The 20,485-nt window shown below is 34.1% G+C and carries 19 protein-coding genes; 9 read left to right on the top strand and 10 right to left on the bottom strand.

The genetic code is table 11. From position 1 onward, the window contains the following. Window positions 1–125 precede the first annotated feature (125 nt). A complete protein-coding gene (locus tag HQN62_RS06995; RefSeq protein WP_173503816.1) occupies window positions 126–1,067 on the top strand; it encodes an NAD-dependent epimerase/dehydratase family protein in 942 nt (313 codons plus the stop codon). Window positions 1,068–1,148: 81 nt separating this feature from the next. Here the strand turns inward: HQN62_RS06995 and meaB are convergent, their stop codons facing one another. The 3 genes from meaB to HQN62_RS07010 all read right to left on the bottom strand — a co-directional run bounded on the left by meaB (window position 1,149) and on the right by HQN62_RS07010 (window position 3,437). Further along, window positions 1,149–2,237 (bottom strand): methylmalonyl Co-A mutase-associated GTPase MeaB, encoded by a 1,089-nt coding sequence (gene meaB, locus HQN62_RS07000; RefSeq protein ID WP_173503817.1) that lies wholly within the window; start codon window positions 2,235–2,237, stop codon window positions 1,149–1,151. Window positions 2,238–2,330: 93 nt separating this feature from the next. After that, the gene (locus tag HQN62_RS07005) at window positions 2,331–2,972 is read right to left on the bottom strand and encodes an NAD(P)-dependent oxidoreductase (protein WP_116795855.1); all 642 of its coding nucleotides are present in this window, start codon (window positions 2,970–2,972) and stop codon (window positions 2,331–2,333) included. A gap of 57 nt (window positions 2,973–3,029) precedes the next feature. Beyond that, a complete protein-coding gene (locus tag HQN62_RS07010) occupies window positions 3,030–3,437 on the bottom strand; it encodes an RrF2 family transcriptional regulator (RefSeq protein ID WP_173503818.1) in 408 nt (135 codons plus the stop codon). Between the two features lie 149 nt (window positions 3,438–3,586). On the opposite strand from HQN62_RS07010, the gene HQN62_RS07015 reads away from it, so the two are divergent. Together HQN62_RS07015 and HQN62_RS07020 are read left to right on the top strand one after the other, a co-directional pair. Continuing rightward, window positions 3,587–4,498 (top strand): AEC family transporter, encoded by a 912-nt coding sequence (locus HQN62_RS07015; RefSeq protein ID WP_173503819.1) that lies wholly within the window; start codon window positions 3,587–3,589, stop codon window positions 4,496–4,498. A gap of 84 nt (window positions 4,499–4,582) precedes the next feature. After that, window positions 4,583–5,221, top strand: a complete 639-nt coding sequence (locus HQN62_RS07020) for a peroxiredoxin (RefSeq protein WP_173503820.1) — start codon at window positions 4,583–4,585, stop codon at window positions 5,219–5,221. Between the two features lie 253 nt (window positions 5,222–5,474). On the opposite strand, the gene nudK is transcribed toward HQN62_RS07020, so the two are convergent. From nudK to HQN62_RS07050, 6 genes are all read right to left on the bottom strand, one after another. After that, a complete protein-coding gene (gene nudK, locus HQN62_RS07025) occupies window positions 5,475–6,056 on the bottom strand; it encodes a GDP-mannose pyrophosphatase NudK (RefSeq protein WP_173503821.1) in 582 nt (193 codons plus the stop codon). 56 nt (window positions 6,057–6,112) lie between these two features. Next, complete coding sequence (locus HQN62_RS07030; RefSeq protein ID WP_173503822.1) at window positions 6,113–7,384, bottom strand: adenylosuccinate synthase; 1,272 nt, start codon at window positions 7,382–7,384, stop codon at window positions 6,113–6,115. A gap of 18 nt (window positions 7,385–7,402) precedes the next feature. Continuing rightward, a complete protein-coding gene (locus HQN62_RS07035) occupies window positions 7,403–7,882 on the bottom strand; it encodes a Fur family transcriptional regulator (RefSeq protein ID WP_111409435.1) in 480 nt (159 codons plus the stop codon). Between the two features lie 343 nt (window positions 7,883–8,225). Continuing rightward, entirely contained in the window at window positions 8,226–10,445 is a 2,220-nt protein-coding gene (locus HQN62_RS07040) for a RelA/SpoT family protein (protein WP_173503823.1), read from the bottom strand. Between the two features lie 144 nt (window positions 10,446–10,589). Continuing rightward, the gene (locus HQN62_RS07045) at window positions 10,590–12,140 is read right to left on the bottom strand and encodes a serine hydrolase (protein WP_173503824.1); all 1,551 of its coding nucleotides are present in this window, start codon (window positions 12,138–12,140) and stop codon (window positions 10,590–10,592) included. A 244-nt stretch (window positions 12,141–12,384) separates the two neighbouring features. Then, entirely contained in the window at window positions 12,385–13,170 is a 786-nt protein-coding gene (locus HQN62_RS07050) for a TrmH family RNA methyltransferase (RefSeq protein ID WP_173503825.1), read from the bottom strand. 165 nt (window positions 13,171–13,335) lie between these two features. On the opposite strand from HQN62_RS07050, the gene HQN62_RS07055 reads away from it, so the two are divergent. The 5 genes from HQN62_RS07055 to HQN62_RS07075 all read left to right on the top strand — a co-directional run bounded on the left by HQN62_RS07055 (window position 13,336) and on the right by HQN62_RS07075 (window position 18,417). After that, window positions 13,336–13,941 (top strand): trimeric intracellular cation channel family protein, encoded by a 606-nt coding sequence (locus HQN62_RS07055; RefSeq protein WP_173503826.1) that lies wholly within the window; start codon window positions 13,336–13,338, stop codon window positions 13,939–13,941. A gap of 143 nt (window positions 13,942–14,084) precedes the next feature. Next, window positions 14,085–15,062, top strand: coding sequence for a GNAT family N-acetyltransferase (locus tag HQN62_RS07060; RefSeq protein ID WP_173503827.1), 978 nt, complete (start codon window positions 14,085–14,087; stop codon window positions 15,060–15,062). Further along, a complete protein-coding gene (locus tag HQN62_RS07065) occupies window positions 15,059–16,168 on the top strand; it encodes a DegT/DnrJ/EryC1/StrS family aminotransferase (RefSeq protein ID WP_173503828.1) in 1,110 nt (369 codons plus the stop codon). Before HQN62_RS07060 ends, HQN62_RS07065 begins: the two co-directional genes overlap by 4 nt. Before the next feature lie 4 nt (window positions 16,169–16,172). Next, window positions 16,173–17,660 (top strand): O-antigen translocase, encoded by a 1,488-nt coding sequence (locus HQN62_RS07070; RefSeq protein ID WP_173503829.1) that lies wholly within the window; start codon window positions 16,173–16,175, stop codon window positions 17,658–17,660. A gap of 16 nt (window positions 17,661–17,676) precedes the next feature. Further along, on the top strand, window positions 17,677–18,417 hold the full coding sequence (locus tag HQN62_RS07075; RefSeq protein WP_173505533.1) for an acyltransferase: 741 nt from the start codon (window positions 17,677–17,679) through the stop codon (window positions 18,415–18,417). Between the two features lie 14 nt (window positions 18,418–18,431). On the opposite strand, the gene HQN62_RS07080 is transcribed toward HQN62_RS07075, so the two are convergent. After that, window positions 18,432–19,334: a glycosyltransferase gene (locus HQN62_RS07080; protein WP_173503830.1), complete on the bottom strand. Its 903-nt coding sequence runs from the start codon at window positions 19,332–19,334 to the stop codon at window positions 18,432–18,434. A 52-nt stretch (window positions 19,335–19,386) separates the two neighbouring features. Between HQN62_RS07080 and HQN62_RS07085 the strand changes: the two genes are divergently transcribed. Beyond that, window positions 19,387–20,484, top strand: coding sequence for a glycosyltransferase (locus HQN62_RS07085; protein WP_173503831.1), 1,098 nt, complete (start codon window positions 19,387–19,389; stop codon window positions 20,482–20,484). The last annotated feature ends 1 nt before the right edge of the window (window position 20,485 follow it).

The raw sequence follows: 20,485 nt of genomic DNA on the forward strand, positions 1-20,485 counted from the left end.
TTTTATCACGTACTATTGTATTTGTTTATCTTTGTTTTGATTGAATAACTGAAAAGTTTTTTGGTTGAAAATAGAATTGAGATTTAAATTATTTGCTACCAATATTAATCATTAAAGCTTAGTTTATGAGAATTTTAATTACTGGTGCTGCTGGATACATTGCTTCACACACAGCCGAGCGACTGCAATCTCTAGGTCATGAAGTAGTTGGTTTGGATAATTTTTCCGATTATTATGATGTGTCTTTGAAGCAGTTGAATGCTAGTGTATTGAATGCTAAAGGAATTGAAATTGAGGAGATAGATTTGAGGTTTGCAGAACAGCTTCAAGAATTGCCAACTGATTTTGATTATGTTTTTCATTTTGCTGCTCAACCTGGGATTTCTGCTACTTCCAGTTTTGAAGATTATTTGGGAAACAATGTAATTGGAACCAAAAACTTACTCGATTTTGCCTTAAAAAATAAAAACTTAGTTCTTTTTGTAAATATTGCCACATCTTCCATTTATGGAATTCATGCCACTTTTGATGAAACTGTAGCACCATCGCCTGCTTCTTTTTATGGGGTGACTAAACTGGCGGCTGAGCAATTGGTTTTGGCAAGCAGTAGACTTGGGCAATTGAAGGCATGTTCTTTGCGTCTGTATTCAGTTTATGGACCACGTGAAAGGCCAGAGAAGTTATATACAAAATTAATTGCGAATGCTTTCAATAACGTTCCGTTTCCTTTGTTTAAGGGGAGTGAGCATCATTTGCGAAGCTTTACTTATGTTCAGGATATTGTCGATGGCGTAGTGAGTGTAATTGGAAAGGAAGAGGTGGTCAATAATGAAATTATCAATTTAGGTACCGAGGAAGAAAATACAACTCAACAAGGAATTGAAATTGTTGAGCAAATATTAAATAAAAAAATTGATTTGCAAATTGTTGAAGCCAGGACAGGGGATCAATTGAGAACCAAAGCTGTAATAGACAAAGCCAGAAGATTATTGGACTATAATCCTAAAACCAGTTTGTACGATGGTTTGAAAGCACAAGTACAATGGTATCAGGATAATTTTTTATAGCATATCGTTTTATAAACAAAAAACTGCAAAAGCTTTCAATTAGCTTTTGCAGTTTTTTGTTTGATGAAATATAATTGATTACTATTTCTTAAAATAACTGTCCAATAAAATTTGAGCTGCTGCAAAAGGTGATATTTCATTATTTTGAACCGCTTTTTTAGTGGAATCCAATAACTGTATAATGGCTGGTTGAATATAAAAATGATTTTTTAATTGTTCGTCAATGGTTTCCATCATCCAAAATTGATTTTGTTCCTTGCGTTTTTCTACAAAATAATGATTAGAATTTACCAAGTCAAGATAATTTAAAATAGTTTGCCAAACGCCACTAATTCCTTCTTGGGTCAAAGCACTACAAGTTGCAGTAGTTGGGATCCATCCTGATTTTTTTGCCGGAAAAAGATGTAAGGCCCTGTTGAATTCTACTTTTGCCAATTGTGCCTTTTTAATATTATCACCATCGGCTTTGTTGATAATAATGGCGTCGGCCATTTCCATAATCCCCCTTTTGATTCCTTGAAGTTCATCTCCTGCTCCTGCAATTTTTAGCAATAAAAAGAAATCGACCATACTATGAACAGCCGTTTCGCTTTGGCCTACACCTACCGTTTCAATGAGAATAACGTCAAAACCGCAAGCTTCGCAAAGTGTTATAGTTTCTCTTGTTTTTCTTGCAACACCGCCTAAAGTTTCTCCGGATGCCGAAGGGCGAATGAATGCATTTTTGTCTTTTACCAATTCTTCCATTCGGGTTTTATCACCTAGTATGCTACCGTGAGAAATAGTGCTGCTTGGATCAACCGCAAGTACGGCTACTTTTTTGCCCAAACTCGTTAAGTATTTTCCAAAAGCTTCAATAAAAGTGCTTTTTCCAACTCCTGGTACTCCTGTGATTCCTATTCGAATTGATTTGTTGGCATGAGGCAAACATCCGTTTATTACTTTGCTTGCTTTCTCCAGATGCGCAATATTAGTACTTTCAATTAATGTGATAGCACGGCTGAGTGCCGTTATATTTCCTGCCAAAATCCCATCAATTAATTCTTTTGCGGAAGGTTGTTGCTTTCTGGATATTTTGATTTGGTGTATAGCACTGGAACTGATGATTTCTGGAGGCGAAATACCAGCTTTTTCATTTAAAGCGCTTGGATTATTTTTTTTGGTTGACAAAATAATTAATTTTGATAGTAAAAGTAATCAAAACAAAAACAGTTTCAAAAGACGAATCCTTGAAACTGTTTTATTGTTGAACTATTTGACTTCTTAATACGCTGCGGTAAAACGAACTTGATGGTGTTTTGGATTTTCTGCTTCATCAGCGATGACAACTGCTAAATCTTCTACTGAAAGTATGCTTCGTTGCTCTTCGTTAAAAACTGGATTTTCTAATCCCAATCGATATTTACCTGTTCTTCCTGTAGTTATTCCTTGGTGCATTTCGAAAGCAGGACTGAAAAAAGCCCAATCCAGCTCTTTTTCTTCTTTGAGAATATTTAAATAATCTCTGGCTGCGGTTGCTCCTGCATGATACTCTTTTGGGAAGTCAGGAGTGTCAACGGCTTGTAAATTTGGCGCAACAAATAAACTTCCGGCGCCACCAATAGTGATAAATCTTTTTACGCCAGATTTTTTTACAGCTTCTTGAATTGATTTGGATCCATTGATGAAATCATCATAGATGTTAGGGTTAGTCCAGCCAGGATTGTAAGCATTTATTATAACATCATTCCCTTTTAAAGTTTCTGCTAATGCGTCTGTGTTAAAGATATCTTCTGAAACCCAATTTGCTTCGGTATCTGTTTTTGGGTTTCTTGCAATAGCAGTAAGTTGATGGTTTCTGCTTGCTAATTCATCTAAAATTGCTGAGCCTACAAATCCTGTGGCTCCAATAATTGCGATCTTCATAGTTATATGTATTTAAAAGTAATAAAAAAAGTTACAGTTTAATTTAAAAAAATAGTATTAAAACTTATTGGCAAAATCTTCCAATGTAATTTCGTTCAATTGTATATTGATTGTCTTGTTAATATCGTCATATAAGTTTTCTAAATTTTTTTTGATTTGTTTCCCAACAGGGCAATCAGGATTTGGTTCATTTTTGGAAAAACCTAATGTAACGGTATCAAAAGTCATTTTGAATATGGCATTCAAACTAATTTTTGATGCTGATTTTAATAATCTTGTGCCACCATTTTTTCCTTCCTTACTTTCTACAATATGATTTTTTTTAAGGTTCGCTATCTCTTTTCTAACCAAAACAGGATGTACGTTCATACTGCCAGCTATAAAGTCTGATGATAAATATTCATCAGGGAATTTAGAAAGCAATGTTAGAATATGTATTGTGATGGCAAATTTACCTGAAATCATACTGTAATAAAATATATTGCAAATATATGATTTATATTTGATTTGGAGTTGTTTGATTTGTTAAATAAATTTTTAGGTTTATTTTCTTTTAATTTATTCCTTTTGGGTTTAGAATTTTTTAGTGGTATTTTTGTCTTCCATTTCATGCGATGAATAACTTTATACTCATTTTTGTTTTCTTATTTTTAGGCATTGTTTTACAGAGGATAAAGCAAATACCTAAAAATGCGCACAAGGTTCTAAATTGGATTGTCGTCTATATTTGTCTTCCCGCATTAGCATTATATTATATCCCGAAAATTAAATGGGACAATCAATTATTGTTTCCCATTGGGGTGGCTTGGATAGGATTTGTGATCTCGTATTTCTTTTTTAGTTACTTAGGAAAAAAAAGAGGTTGGCCAAGAAAACTCATCGGTTGTTTGATTATTTGTGCGGGACTTAGTAATACCTCTTTTTTAGGTTTTCCGATAATTGAGGCTTTGTATGGAGAAGAAGGCTTGAAAACTGCTATTATAGTGGATCAGCCAGGATCTTTTGTGGTACTTTCTACTTTGGGTGTTTTAGTTGCAACGGTCTATTCTAAAGGGAATTTGAGTAGTGTGCAAATTGCCAAAAAGATTGCTTTTTTCCCTCCCTTCGTTACTTTTTGTATAGCCTGTTTGATGAATGTCTTTCAATTCGATTTTCAGGAGTGGGGGCAGTTGTTGTTAAAATCGGTGGGGAGTGCTGTGACACCTTTGGCATTACTTTCGGTGGGATTGCAATTGCGTTTTGAAAAACGCAGTATGCATTGGGATTTCTTAGGATTGGGATTATTTTATAAACTAATTTTGACTCCCGCCATTATCTATTTTTTATATGTGATAATACTGCATCAACATTCTAAACAGATTGAAGTTGCGATATTGGAATCGGCAATGGCGCCGATGATAACTGGCTGTATTTTGGCTTCTACGTATGGTTTGAAACCTAGACTGAGTAGCATGATGATTGGTTTTGGTATCCCCATTTCATTTATAACCTTGATATTTTGGGTTATTATGATGCGTTTTATATAAGAATGCTTTGAAATATATTCTTTGTTGAAGTAGTTGTTTTTTTATTTAATTTTAAGGAACTAAATATATTAAAACTATAGAATTATGGCAACATTACGATTAGGAGATACAGCTCCAGATTTTACAGCAGAAACCTCAATGGGGACTATAAAATTTCATGAATGGTTAGGCGATTCGTGGGGAGTATTGTTTTCTCATCCTGCTGATTTTACACCTGTTTGCACAACTGAATTAGGTACGGTGGCGAATTATTATCCTGAATTTGTAAAGAGAAATGTAAAAGTCATCGCCTTAAGTGTTGATGGTTTAGAATCTCATAAGGAATGGATAAAAGATATAAATGAAACTCAAAATACAACAGTTAATTTTCCAATTATTGCTGATGAAAATAGGGAAGTGGCTATGCTTTATGATATGATTCATCCCAATGCAAGTGAAAAATTTACGGTACGTTCAGTTTTTATTATTGGATCTGACAAGAAAATAAAATTGACACTTACTTATCCAGCCTCTACAGGGCGAAATTTTGAAGAACTGCTTAGGGTTATTGACAGTTTACAATTGACGGCCAACTATAGTGTTGCTACTCCAGCTAACTGGAAAAACGGGGAAGATGTAGTTATCGTTCCTGCCATTCCAGACAGTGACATTGCAGCTAAGTTTCCCAAAGGACATACTCGCATAAAACCGTATTTGAGAATGACACCACAACCTAATTTATAAGTCTTGAATTAAAAACAAAAAGAGTACTATTTTAAAACATAGTACTCTTTTTTTGTGCTGTTTATTTCCTTTGTATTAAACCTAGAATCCGCAATAGAAAAAATGTCACGAAGATGCGCAATCCCGATAACTATCGGGACGCAAAGATGCGCAAAGGAAGAACGAATTCTTTGAATGGAGCTTAAAAAACTTTGCGAACCTTTGCGAATTCTTCGTGTGCCTCTGCGTAATAAAGTCTAATGCTGAATCTGGGTTAAACTAAATTATGAATTTTTGCATATTGCAATAGCATAATGGTTTTGGCATCTTTTATTTCGCCAGATTCTATCATAACGTAAGCTTGGACAAAAGGGATTTCGATAACTTCGATCTCTTCATGTTCGTGTTCTAAACCACCACCAGAACTTACTTTCATACTGGAATCGTATTCGCCTACAAAGTAATATAGAATTTCGGTTACTGCTCCAGGAGACATATAGGCTTCAAAAACTTTTTTAACGGAATGTAATCGATATCCTGTTTCTTCTTCGGTTTCACGGATAATACAGGCTTCTGGATTGTCTTCATCCAATAACCCGGCGCAGACTTCAATTAATAAACCACTTTTGTTTCCGTTTAAATAGCTTGGTAGTCTAAATTGTCGAGTTAAAATAACGGTTCCTTTAGATTTGTTGTACAATAAAATGGCGGCTCCATTACCTCTGTCATAGACTTCGCGAACTTGTGTGTCCCAAGAATTATCTTTTTTTTGGTAGTCTACTGTAACTCTATTAAGAATATACCAGTTATCCGACAGCAATTCTGTTTTCTGTATTTTGTATTTAGGATTGTTCATGAGTTTTTAATTTAAGTGCTAAAAAAAACGTCCCGATTTATCGGGACGTTAGTTTATTATTTAAGAATTGTTTGCTTTCTATCCGGTCCAACAGAAACAATTTTTATTGGAACTTCTACTTCCTTTTCTATAAATTCGATGTACTCTTTTAACTCAATAGGCAATTGATCGTAAGTGGTCATGCCTGTTAAGTCTTGGTGCCATCCTTTGAATTCTTTGAAGATAGGGGTTACATTTTCAGGTTCAATGTTGTAAGGGAAATGTGAAATAGTTTTTCCTTTGTAGTTGTACTCCGTACAAACTTTCAAAGTTTCAAAACCGGAAAGTACATCACCTTTCATCATCATTAATTGAGTTACTCCGTTGATTTGAACAGCATATTTTAACGCCACTAAATCCAACCATCCACAACGTCTTTGTCTTCCCGTAACCGATCCAAATTCGTTTCCTACTTTGGCCATTGTAGCACCATCTTCGTCAAAAAGTTCAGTTGGGAATGGGCCACTTCCTACACGTGTTACGTAAGCTTTGAAAATTCCGTAAACTTCTTTGATTTTGTTAGGGGCGATTCCTAAACCTGTACAAGCACCAGCAGCTGTAGTGTTTGATGAAGTTACAAATGGATAAGTTCCAAAATCAACGTCTAACAATGAACCTTGTGCACCTTCGCAAAGAATTGATTTTCCTGCTCTTTGGGCCTGATTTAAGTATTCTTCACTGTCAATAAAATCTAATGTTTTTAAAACTTCGATAGATTCGAAAAATTCTTTTTCCATTTCAGCCAAATTGTACTGAATGTTAACATCGTAGAATTTAATCATTTCTTCGTGTTTGTCAGCCAATGCTCTGTAACGTTCTTTGAAATCTTCTAATTCGGTATCTCCAACACGCAATCCATTTCTACCGGTTTTGTCCATGTAAGTTGGACCAATTCCTTTAAGCGTAGAACCAATTTTTGCTTTTCCTTTTGAAGCTTCAGAAGCTGCATCCAATAAGCGGTGTGTTGGTAAAATTAAATGTGCTTTTCTGGAAATGATTAATTTGCTTTTGATATCTAAATTAAATTTTTCAAGACCTTCAATTTCTTTTTGAAAAACTACTGGGTCAATTACCACTCCGTTTCCGATAATGTTTATTGCAGTTTTATGAAAAATTCCAGAAGGAATAGTTCTAAGAACGTGTTTTATTCCATCAAATTCTAAAGTGTGTCCGGCGTTTGGACCTCCTTGAAAACGAGCAATTATATCATAATTTGATGTAAGAACGTCAACAATTTTTCCTTTTCCTTCATCTCCCCATTGTAATCCTAATAATAAATCTACAGTCATTCTATGTTTTATTTGTAGTTAATTTTCTATTGTATTTTCTGCGTTTGTTTTTTTTCTGTTTCCGTATAAGTATAGGGAATGATTGGTGATTTCGATATCAAAAATTTCTTCAATTGTTTTTTTGATGGTTTGAATTCGTGGGTCACAAAATTCGATTACTTCACCAGTATCGGTCATAATGATATGATCGTGCTGTTTGTCGAAATAGGACTTCTCGTAGTGTGCCTGATTTTGTCCAAACTGATGTTTGCGAACCAATGCGCAGTCCAGTAATAATTCGATTGTATTGTAAAGGGTGGCTCTACTGACACGGTAGTTTTTGTTTTTCATTTTGAGGTATAGATTTTCTATATCAAAATGTTCCTCACTGTCGTATATTTCTTGAAGGATAGCATACCGTTCTGGGGTTTTGCGGTGTCCTTTGTTTTCGAGATACATTGTAAAAACATTTTTTACAATCTCCTGATTTTTGTTGTTATCTGTGGAAATGAGTGTCATATCTTGCAAAGATAAATTATTATTTTAAAAGTATAAAAATTTAGAGTTTTAATTCTAAATCCAGTGTTTTATTTTTTAGGCTTTAATAATGGATAGTAGAAAATGTTTTTTATGAAAACTAACAGATCTGGCTTAGTGCGTGAGGGATAGGAGCAAGCTACCGAAGTAGCGCGTATAGCCCGACAGCATTAGGAAAAGAGGCTATATCGACAGTTAGCTAAGTTGGCCTCTTTTCCTAATGGTGGCACGCCCAAATGATTTTTAAAACTATTTGTTTTTATCTTTTGGTTGCGATTATCACAATTTTGACTTTTAAAGTTTGTTTTTGTATTGGGTACTTTTGTTAGTTTTTATAGACTCGGGTCACTTTGTCGATTCCGTCGATTTTTTTGATGTTATCCATTAATTTTTTCAGAATGGTGATGTTGGGTACGATTACGGATACTTGACCCTTGAAAATACCGGCTTCACCGTTTAGAGAAATGCTCTGGATGTTGACATTCATGTTGTTTGAAATCACTTTTGTCAATTCATTTGTAAGTCCCAAAGTGTCCATTCCCATGATATTGATGGTTGCTTTGAAGTCTTGCTGGGTGGAGTCGATCCATTTGGCCTGCATGATTCGATATGCGTAATTAGACTGCAATGAAATAGCATTCGGACAGTCTTTTTTATGAATTTTGATACCGTCGTTTATGGTCACAAAACCAAAAACTTCATCTCCGGGTATGGGATTGCAACAGCTGGATAATTTGTAGTCGAGTTTGTCATGTGTTTTTCCAAAAACGAGCATATCATAATTGCTGCTGATGACTTGTTTGTGAATGTCTTCATCGGCAGTGCTGTGTGAACGCTTGATTTTGTTTTTGAAAAAGTTGATTAAAGTGTTGCTTTTTTGGGCAGCGTAATCTTTTAATTGTTGGTTGTCAATCGAGCCTACACCGACTCTGTAAAATAAATCCAAACTTGTTTTTAGCCTAAAAAAGTTAACTAATTCGTTGATAGTTTGCTCGTTTAGTGTGACTTTTAGGTGTTTTAATTTACGGGTAAGGAGTTCTTTTCCGTCTTCGGCAATTTTCTTAGTGTTCTCGTTAAGGACATTTCTAATTTTGTTTTTTGCTCTTGAAGTGGTTACGTAATCCAACCAGTTGATGGTTGGTTTTTGGTTTGGAGAGGTGATAATTTCTACCTGATCACCGCTTTTTAATTCGTAATTTAAAGGGACTAATTTTCCGTTGACTCTTGTTCCTCTTGTTTTTATTCCAATTTCGGAGTGGATGCTAAAAGCAAAATCAAGTGATGTGGCGCCTTTTGGCAGGGATTTGATTTCTCCTTTTGGGGTAAAAATATAAATCTCTTTAGAATACAGATTCATTTTGAAATCTTCAACAAAATCGACTGCACTTGTTTCGGAGTTCTCGAGAGCTTCTTTCAAAAGATTTAACCAAACATCAAGACCATTTTCTTCGGTGGCTCCGTTTTTGTATTTGTAATGTGCGGCATATCCTTTTTCGGCAATTTCATCCATACGTTCGCTTCGTACCTGCACTTCTACCCAACGGCCTTTTGGTCCCATTACGGTGATGTGTAATGCTTCGTAACCAGTTGATTTTGGTGAGGAAATCCAGTCACGCAGACGACTTGGGCTGGGTCTGTAATGATCTGTTACGATGGAGTAAATTTTCCAGGCTAGGAATTTTTCATCGTGTGGATTGGATTTATAAACAATACGCAAAGCAAATTTGTCATAGACTTCGTCAAAAGTCACATTTTGTGCCAACATTTTTCTGTTGATGGAATAAATGGATTTTGGTCGGCCCTTGATGATGTAATCTACATTTTCTTCATCTAATGCTTTTTGGAGTACTTCGGAAATGTCTTTGATATACAAATCTTGTTCTTCCTTGGTTTCTCGTATTTTGCTTACAATGGAGTTGTATCTTTCAGGTTCAGTGTATTTTAAGCCTAAATCTTCTAGTTTGTTTTTTATTTTATAGAGTCCTAATCGATGTGCTAATGGAGCGTAAATGTATAAGGTTTCGGACGCTAATTTGACTTGTTTGTGATCTTCCATCGAGTCCATAGTCAGCATATTATGCAATCTATCGGCTATTTTTATGAGGATTACCCGAACATCGTCATTAAGGGTCAGTAACATTTTACGGAAATTCTCTGCTTGCATCGATACGTTTAAATCTTTTTGTACCAATGATATTTTGGTTAATCCTTCAACCAGTTGGGCGATTTTGGGATTAAACATTTTTTCAATGTCTTTGACGGTGATTGGCGTGTCTTCAACAACATCATGCATTAAGGCTGCGGCAATGGAAGTTGCTCCCAAACCAATATCGGAAGCTACAATTTTGGCGACCGCAATAGGATGGAAAATATAGGCTTCTCCTGATTTACGGCGTTGGTCTTTATGGGCATCAACAGCCACGTCAAATGCCTTGCGTATCAGTTTTTTATCCTCAGCGGTCAAGGTTTGGTAACTGATACGTAATAACTCTTTATATTCTTGAGCAATTGCTTTGTTTTCTTTTTCTATATCGATTTCTATCATAACGGCATGGTTCAATTCTTAAAAATAAGAAATTTTTAGAGAATATACAAGGGAGGGAGGAGGGATTTTTGGAATTTAAATTGCAGATTTTAGATTTAAGAAGGCAGAATTTAGTAATCTGAATTCTGCCTTCTGCCTTGCAGTCTAAAATACTTTTTTAAAGTCCAAATCTTGAAAATCATAACTGAAATCTGTAAGCTCGGAAATCGGTTTCATTTTGATTCCAACTGCTTTTCCAGATGAATCAAATTCAAAAAACAAATGCGCATCTGCATGGAAATAAGCATTGTTCCATTTTACAACCAAGTTTTTGTCTTTGTAAAGAAATAGCTCCCCTGAAAGCTGTGGAGATCGTTTTGATGCAAAATATAATTTTCCTTTCTTTTCACTAATTACAATTTCGCCCAACCAATTGTCTTTGTATGTGCCAACGTAATTATTGAGGTTAATTTTGTTATTTTCTTTTTTGTTTTTGGCAACCAATGCCCAAACTTCGTCAGTTACTTTATCAGCCGATTCTTCGGTGGCTTTTACTCTATTACTGTAAATAGTGACATAATCATCCGATTTGATTTCCAAATAACTGTCTTTTATGGTATTGGTTATCGCATTAAAAGCAGCGCCTGATTGCTGATTGGTCAATACTATAATTCCTAAATTCAGTTCAGGAATTAAAGTAACCTGAGTCACGATTCCTTCTAAGCCTCCCGTGTGAGTTACTTGCTTGTATCCTTTGACATCACTCAAAAACCAACCCAATCCATATGAGCTAAAATGAGTGTTGTAAGGTGGTTTTGTCACCGCATGAATTATAGTTTGTGGAGTCCACATTTCGGTATGTTCTTTTTCGGAGAATAATTGTTTGTTTTCAGTACCGTATTTTCCATTGTTCAATTGCATGATTACCCATTTGCTCATATCGTTTACACTAGAATAAATTCCAGCAGCAGAATCAAATAATTGATTTTTATATCTTGAAATCACTTTTAGTTTTCCGTCAATAGGTACGTGGGGTGCGATAACATTAGTGGTGTCTTTCAGGCGAACAAATGAAGCAGCACTTTTATTCATTTCCAATGGCTTCATGATTCGGCTTTCAATAAAATCACACCAATTCATACCACTTATTTTGTGAACTACTTCTCCTGCAACGATATATAATAAATTGTCATAATCGTATTGCGTTCTAAAGGCAGAAACCGGTTTCAAATACTGTAAATTTTGAGTGATATCCTGCGCCGTAAAATTGCTTCCATCAGGCCAAATCATCAAATCACCTGCGCCAAGTCCTAGTCCGCTTCTGTGAGTCAGCAAGTCCCGAATCGTAAATTCATTGGTTACATAATCATTGTACATTTTGAAATTCGGCAGGTAAGTAATGACTTTATCATCCCATTTTAGTTTTCCTTCGTCTATTAACATTGCCAAAGCTGCACTTGTAAAAGCTTTGCTGTTGGAAGCAATTCCAAAAAGTGAATTTGCATCTACCTTTTCATTTGTTTGGATTGATTTTACACCGTAGCCTTTTGCCAATAAGACTTTTCCATCTTTTACAATCGCTACTGCAATTCCAGGGACATTAAAGGCAGTTAAAGTTCGATTGACTACATTGTCCACTTCTTGTTCGGTAATTTGAGCGAAAGAATTGATGCTAAAGGCAAGAAGGGCTAAAAAGGAAATGCTAATTTTTTTCATATTTTTCTATGTAATTATAGGTTGTGAATCAAAAAAATAAATTCCAAAACTGGAATTTTTCAAAAGAGTTATCTAGTTATATATTTAAAAAACATATTTATTTATAATTTTTTTAACCGCAAAGTTCGCAAAGTGAAAGCGCTATGAACGCAAAGCTTTGCGAACTTTGCGGTATTCTTTGTGTGCTTTGCGGTTAATTTATAGAATTGTTTTTTTCTAAAATCCGCAATCTGCAATCTAAAATTTAAAACCCTCTCTGTCTCTTGGCCTCAAATATCAAAATCGCTGCAGCAACCGAAACATTCATACTGTCAATTTCGCCTTGCATTGGGATAATGATATTTTGAGTCGCGTCGTCACGCCATTCCTGTGTCAGTCCCGTGGCTTCTGTTCCAACAACCAAAGCTGTCGGCGAAGTGTAATCTTGGGTATGATAGGAAGTAGAATTTTGCAGCGTGGCACAATAAAAATTGATATTTCGTTCTTTCAAAAAAGCAATAATCTCAGTAGTGGTACCCGTTGCAATTTGATTGGTAAACAAACAACCAACACTTGACCGAACCACGTTTGGATTGTATAAATCACTTTTTGGGTTGGCGATAATCACAGCATCAAGATTTGCGGCATCGGCGGTGCGCAATAAAGCGCCAATGTTTCCTGGTTTTTCTGGGGCTTCGGCAATAATAATTAATGGGTTTTCGGATAATTGTAAATCGGATAACTGCATCGATTTGGCTTTGGCTATAGCCAAAATCCCTTCGGTAGTGTCTCGATACGCCAGTTTTTGATAGACATCTTTATTAATTTCTATCAATTCGGCGTTATTCGATAATTTGCGGGTTTCCGTTTCCGAACAAACTTCGGGTAAAAACAAAATCGTTTCTATTTCATATCCTCCTTTTAAGGCAAGTGAAATTTCGCGTTTTCCTTCAATCAAGAACGTTCCCGACTGTTTGCGAGCTTTTGCTTTTTCCTGCAATAGTACCAAGGATTTAATAAAAGGATTTTGGATGGAAGTGATTTGTTTCAAAGGTAAAATTGCTAAGTTACTATGGTGCTAAGGTACTACCATTTTTTAAATTCTTAAAATAATCAATAGTAAGTCCTTTTTTATTTAATTTTGAAATCTTAAGCATAATCTGCTCCCGATAGTTATCGGGAGTAAAATCTGCAATCTGCGATCTAAAATTTAACTATGTTTCACCTACTTGACATCATCGGAACCATGGCATTTGCCATGTCAGGTGCTTTAACGGCGATGAGCAAAAAACTAGACCCGTTTGGCGTTTTCATCATTGCATTTGTGACCGCAGTCGGAGGGGGAACTTTGCGAGATGTTATGATAGGACGCATGCCTGTTGGTTGGATGCAGGATTTGACCTATGTGTATGTAATTACGTTAGGTTTTATTTTGACAATATTGTTCCGAAAAAGATTAGATAAGCTCCGCACTTCATTAGCCTTATTCGATACCATTGGATTGGGTGTTTTTACCCTAATCGGAATTCAAAAAGGAATAGAATACCAACTTCATCCAACTATTTGTATCGCATTAGGAACCATGACGGCCTGTTTTGGAGGCGTTATTCGGGATATTTTATGTAACGAGATTCCGGTTATTTTTCGAGAGGAAGTTTATGCAACTATCTGTATTTTGGGTGGAATCGTATTTTTTATACTCCGAAAAATGAATTTGGAGAATGAAATTTTATACCTCATTACCTCATTGGTTATTATTGTCGTTCGTTTACTGGCCGTAAAATATAAGTGGCATTTTTCTCCTATAGATCATAAAAAATAAAGTTAATTTGTTTATTCAAGTCACTATGGTTCTGGTGCGAAATCGATGTTTGCTTTTTTATTGTTGATTATTCACGTTTTTTTGCAATTCGTATTTAGAATATTACCCTAATTGTGTACTTTTCCACTCCTTAATGCTCAATTGTGAAAAATTACACTGTAAAACGATATCAAGAAAATGATTATAACCATTGGAATGCTTTTATAAGCCATGCCAAAAATGCGACTTTCCTATTTCATCGTGATTTTATGGATTACCACAAAGACCGATTCGAGGATTTTTCTTTAATGGTATTTAAAAACGAAAAGTTAGTTGCTGTATTACCCGCCAATAGAGTTGAAAATGTAGTTTATTCCCATCAAGGATTAACATATGGAGGTTTAGTTTATGGGGAGAAATTAAAATTAGCCTCGGTAATTCTTATTTTCAAAGCCATTTTGTTTTATTTAAATGAAAATAAAATTTTCAAAATCCAAATCAAAACGCTGCCGTCCATCTATCATAACAAACCAGCCGAAGAATTAAATTATGCCCTTTTTTTGGCGGAAGCCCAATTAATTAGAAGGGAAACACTTTCTGTAATTGATTTATCTAAACCAAATTTAATCGCAAACGGAAGGAAAGAAGGGGTGAAAAAAGGAATGGTAAATAGTTTGGAAATTAAAGAAGTGAATGATTTTGATGATTTTTGGAATGATATATTAACTCCAAATTTAGAAAAAAAGCATCAAGCAAAGCCGGTTCATAGTTTAGAAGAAATTACAGATTTAAAAAGAAAGTTTTCTAAAAGCATTCGTCAATTTAATGTGTATTACAAAGACGAAATTGTAGCAGGCGCGACCTTATTTGAAAGCGAAAATGTAATTCATTCGCAATATATTTCGGCGGATAAGAAAAAAAATGAAACTGGGAGTTTAGATTTTTTATATCATCACTTAATAACTGAAGTTTTTAGCAATAAGAAATTTTTTGATTTTGGAACTTCCAATAAAAATCAAGGCAGAATACTCAATAAAGGATTGTCTTTTTGGAAAGAAAGTTTTGGCGCAAGCACTATTGTACAGGATTTTTATGAAGTAGCGACTATCAATTTTTCGAAACTTGAAAATGTCATAAAATGATAAAATTCTTAGACTTAAAAAAAATAAACGAACCTTATGAAACCGCTTTTCAAGAAAAGTTGAAATCGGTTTTGGCTGGTGGTTGGTATATTTTGGGCAAGGAAGTTCAGAAGTTTGAAATCAATTTTGCCCAGTATTGTGGTGCTAAATATTGCGTAGGAGTAGGGAATGGATTGGATGCCTTAACCTTGATTTTTAAAGGATATATTCAACTAGGAAAATTGCAAAAAGGAGACGAAGTTATTGTACCCGCCAATACGTATATAGCCAGTATACTCGCTATTCTTCAAGCCGATTTAGTGCCTGTTTTGGTCGAGCCAAAGTTGGAAACCTATAACATCAATCCGAGTTTAATTCAAGACAAAATAGCAACTAAAACTAAAGCAATTCTGATAGTTCATCTTTACGGTCAATTGGCCGAAATGGATGAAATAAATAAAATTGCCATTAAAAATAATTTACTGATTATTGAGGATGCAGCTCAATGCTCAGGTTCAATCAGCAATCAAAAATCAGCAATCAAAAATCAACAATCAAGCGCAGCGTACAGTTTTTATCCGGCAAAAAACCTTGGAGCATTAGGTGATGGAGGAGCTGTAGTAACGAATGATACCGAGCTCGCGAAAACTATTCAATCACTTAGGAATTATGGCTCGGAAACCAAATATAAAAACGATTTTATAGGAGTCAATTCAAGGTTGGATGAATTGCAGGCCGCTTTTTTGAACCTAAAATTGCCCAATTTAAATACCGATAATGAAAAACGAAGAGCTATCGCTAGACGTTATTTATCCGAAATAAAAAATGACAAAATCATTTTGCCAACCGTGTCATTGCGAGGGACGAAGCAATCTCATGTTTTTCATCTGTTTATTATTCGAACCCAAAAAAGAGAGGATTTACAGAATTATTTAGCAGAAAATAATATAGAAACGGTAATTCATTATCCGATTCCACCACATAAGCAAAAGGCTTTCGAATCCTGGAATAATTTATCTTTCCCAATAACCGAAAAAATACACAATGAGGTATTGAGTTTGCCAATAAGTCCAGTTATGACAATGGATGAGGTGAGTTTTGTTGTTGAGATTTTAAATAAATATTGAAATAGTGACCGAAAGCAAATCTTCATATCTGCAAATTATAAAAGCAACATCTATTTTTGGTGGAGTTCAATTTTTTAATATTGGTATTTCAATTGTCAGAACAAAACTGATTGCAATATTTATTGGCCCAGCAGGAATGGGAATTATTTCGTTGTTGAATTCGGCACTGAATATGATTAGTGGTATTACAGGTTTAGGGATTGAAACCAGTGCCATAAAGCACATTTCAGAACAGTATAAAGAGGAGGATCTAAATACGGTTACTCCAATAATTACAATAGTTAAAAAAATAGCATTTGTAACGGGGATTTTTGGAACGCTGGTTGTTGCCTTATTTTCAAGTTGGTTGAGTGAACTTACTTTTGGGAATTCGAATTATACTTATCTATTTATTTATCTGTCAATAACCTTGTTGTTTAAACAATTGTCTGTAGGGCAAATGGTAGTTTTTCAAGGATTGCGCAAGTTAAAAATATTGGCCAAAGCTAATTTTTATGGGAATTTGATCGGACTATTGTTCTCCATCCCTTTGTATTATTTTTATAGAATTGATGCCATTGTACCAACGATTCTGGTAATCTCGGTTTCTTGTTTGTTGGTGTCTTTTTATTATTCGAGAAAAATAAAAATTGAAAAAAGTACTGTTTCTAATGCTCAATTATTCATTGAAGGGAAAAGTATAATCAAACTTGGAGTAATGCTTACATTAAGCGGATTGTTGACATTGTTGGCGTCATACATAATTCAGATTTATGTTGGAAATAATGGAGGATTAAAAGAAGTGGGATTTTATAATGCTGGGTTTACATTACTGAATTCTTATGTTGGAATTGTTTTTACGGTAATGAGTACCGACTATTTTCCGAAATTATCCTCAATTTGCAACGATAATAAGAAAATCAGAGTAAGTGTGATGGAGCAATCCTATATGTCTATATTTATCATTACTCCAATAATAATTCTATTTTTAACGTTTGTTCCGCTTATCATAAAGGTTTTATACACTTCAGAATTTATTTCGATTATTCCAATGGTTTGTTTTGGAATACTGGCGATGTTATTTCGGGCTGTTTCATGGTCAATGGGCTTTATATTGATAGCCAAAGGAGATTCGCAACTATTTATCAAAACTGCTTTTGGATTTAATTTTTTGTCTGTTATTTTAAATATTCTAGGATATTATTTTTATGGTTTAGAAGGGCTTGGCTTTAGTTTCTTGATTTATTATTTAATACATTTATTTGCTGTAAAAATCATTACAAAGATGCGTTATGATTTCTATTTTGATGCTGAATTTTATCGCGCTTATTTGATTTGCGTTGTTATGTGCGTTGCCACTTTTTTTATGAGATACCTACCAAATTCAATTTTAAAATACGGCTTGATGGGAATAATGATAGCTTTGTCTTTAGGATTTGTTTTGCATCATTTGAATCAAAAAATAGGGTTGAAATTTTTATTTAATTCAATAATTAAAAGAAAAAATGATTAAAGAGTTGGTGAAAAAAATGTACCGAAAACTACGATCGGTATATCATAAATTAAAATTTTATTATTCTGTAAATTGGACAAAAACGCTTTATTTTAATTTTAAAAAATTTCCTTTTCAAACCGCAAAAAAGCTTCCTGTCTTTTTTTATGGGAAAGTTTATTTTCAAAGTATTCAAGGTGAAATCATAATAAACGGACCAATTAAAACAGCGATGATTGGATTTGGACAACAATTTGAAATTGAAATTAAGTCTAAAGGAATTGCGCAACTTTCACTTTATGGAAAGCTAACATTCAACGGATACGCGCATATAGGGAAAGATGTTATTTTGTATGTCGGTCAAAATGCAGACTGTGAGTTTGGGTATATGTCTTGTTTGGGGTCTAGTGTTAAGGTGATTTGTACTCATAAACTTTTTATTGGGGATTGGTCAAGGATAGGGCATGAATCACAAATTATGGACACCAATTTTCACCCTATGATAAACACACTGACTGGTGAACAATATCCGCTAAAAGGACCAATCTACATTGGTAGTTATAATGCATTTTCCAACAGAATTTCGATAATGCCAAATACAAGAACTCCTGATTTTTGTGTTGTTGCCTCAAATTCTTTGTGCAATAAAGATTATACAAATTTTGGAAGTAATGTTTTATTAGGCGGAATTCCGGTCAAGCTCTTGAAAAATAATTACAGTCGTGACTGGGAAAATGAAAAAGAGCCTTTGATGAAGTATTTAATTGTTCAGTTATAGAATTCAAACAATAATCAATGTTTAAAAGACTTTCTCTTAATCAACAAAATCCGTAATCCGATAAACTTCAAAAACAAACCAAAATCATTAATTTTTAATGTATGGATAATTTCATGATTTATTCTTTTCTGAATAGCCAAATCTTCGGCTCTGGTTTGGTTTATGGTGATTGCTTTTTTTAGAATTAAGTAAGTGGAATGATTTATTTTCTTGGCTCGACTATCCTTTTTTTTGAAGAAGTCACTTCCTAATGAATTTGCAACTATTCTTTTTTGAGCAAGAGGTTCATCGATAAAATCGAATTCATAAAGACGAGAAGCCCGAATCCAAAAATCCAAATCTTCATAAGCCAATGTTTCATCATAACCTTGTAAATGGTCGAATACCGTTTTCTTAATCATGGCCGATACCGAACAAATACTATTACCGCCAGAAAGAACAGATTGATAGATATCTCCTGTAATTCTGTTTTCGATTACCTTTTTTTGCTCATTTACCGGAAAATAATATGAGTCGAATGTGCCATTTTCAGAAATTAATTCAACATTCCCATAAACCACACCAAGGTTTTTATAATGGCTGTTTTTGAAGCCTTCAAGTTGTAATGTCACGCAATTAGGTAATAAAATATCATCTGCAGCCAAGTCGATTATATATTCTCCTTTGGCGATTTTTAGTGCTTTGTTGAAGGATTTGGTATTTCCTAAATTAGTTTCATTGACTATAAACTGAATTTGAGGATTTTTTTCTAACCAAGTTCTAATAATCGTCTTCGAAGAATCGGTGCTGCAATCATCAACTATAATGAGTTCAATAGGAGAATACGATTGATTAATAACAGAATTCAAACTCTCAACTACGTAGGCTTCGTGGTTGTAGCACAAACAAATAATAGTAACGAGCGGATTGTTCTGCATTATTTTTTAAAATAGTTATATTTGAGACGAAAATAACAAAACGAAAATGATATTGCCTCACAAAAAATATAAAATCGCATTAATTGGTTATCGATTAAGTGGTGGCGGCAGTGATAAAGTGATGGCCAATTTGTCTATTTTCTTTACGAAAAATAATATTGATGTTCATATTATTATTGTTTTGGATGAGGTCTCTTATCCTTATTCTGGGAAACTTGTTAATTTGGGTTTATTGAAGAATAAAACTAACGGAATATTCAATAAAATAAAACGACTGATTTCCCTGAGAAAGTATCTGAATGAAAATGATTTTGATTTTATTATAGATTTTCGTTTCCGAACCAAAGTCATTCAAGAATTAATTTTAGCTAGATTTATTTATAACACTAAAACGATATTTACAGTTCATAGTTTTTTGATTGATCATTATATGCCAAATAATTCTTGGTTGACACGATTGATGTACAACCACTGTTATGCCAATGTGGCAATCACCAATCAGATGAAAGAATTGATTGTAGAAAAGCATCAATTGAGTAATGCAATTACAATCTCAAATCCAGTTAATTTGGAGGAGATTTATGAAAAGTGTGATGAACCAATTGCTATTGATTTTGAATACATAATTGCAATCGGGCAATATGAAAATAATATAAAACAGTTTAATAAATTGATTTTGAGTTATGCCAATTCTGTTTTAATGGATAAACTAATTCATCTTGTAATAGTGGGAGAAGGAGATAGCAAAGAATTGAAAAAAGTTGCAAAAGAGTCTAATGCAACTGATTTTGTTCATTTTTTAGGGTATCAAAATAATCCTTTTAAATATTTAAAAAATGCTAGATTTTTAGTTTTGAGCAGTAAAAATGAAGGATTGCCAAATGTAATTTTAGAGGCATTGGCTTGTGGAACTCCAGTTGTTTCATTTGATTGTCCTTCTGGTCCAGGAGAAATTATCAGTAATTTAAAAAATGGAATTCTGGTCGAAGATCAAAATATAGAAAAACTTACTGAAGCAATGAATGTAATGGTTGAGGATGAAAAATTATATCAATATTGCAAGCAAAATGCAAAAGAAAGTGTCACTCCATTTTTGCTAGATACAATAGGAAAACAATGGTTGGATTTAATGCAAATTAATACGATTTAAA

Source organism: Flavobacterium sp. M31R6 (assembly GCF_013284035.1).
In the GTDB taxonomy this organism is placed as follows: domain Bacteria; phylum Bacteroidota; class Bacteroidia; order Flavobacteriales; family Flavobacteriaceae; genus Flavobacterium.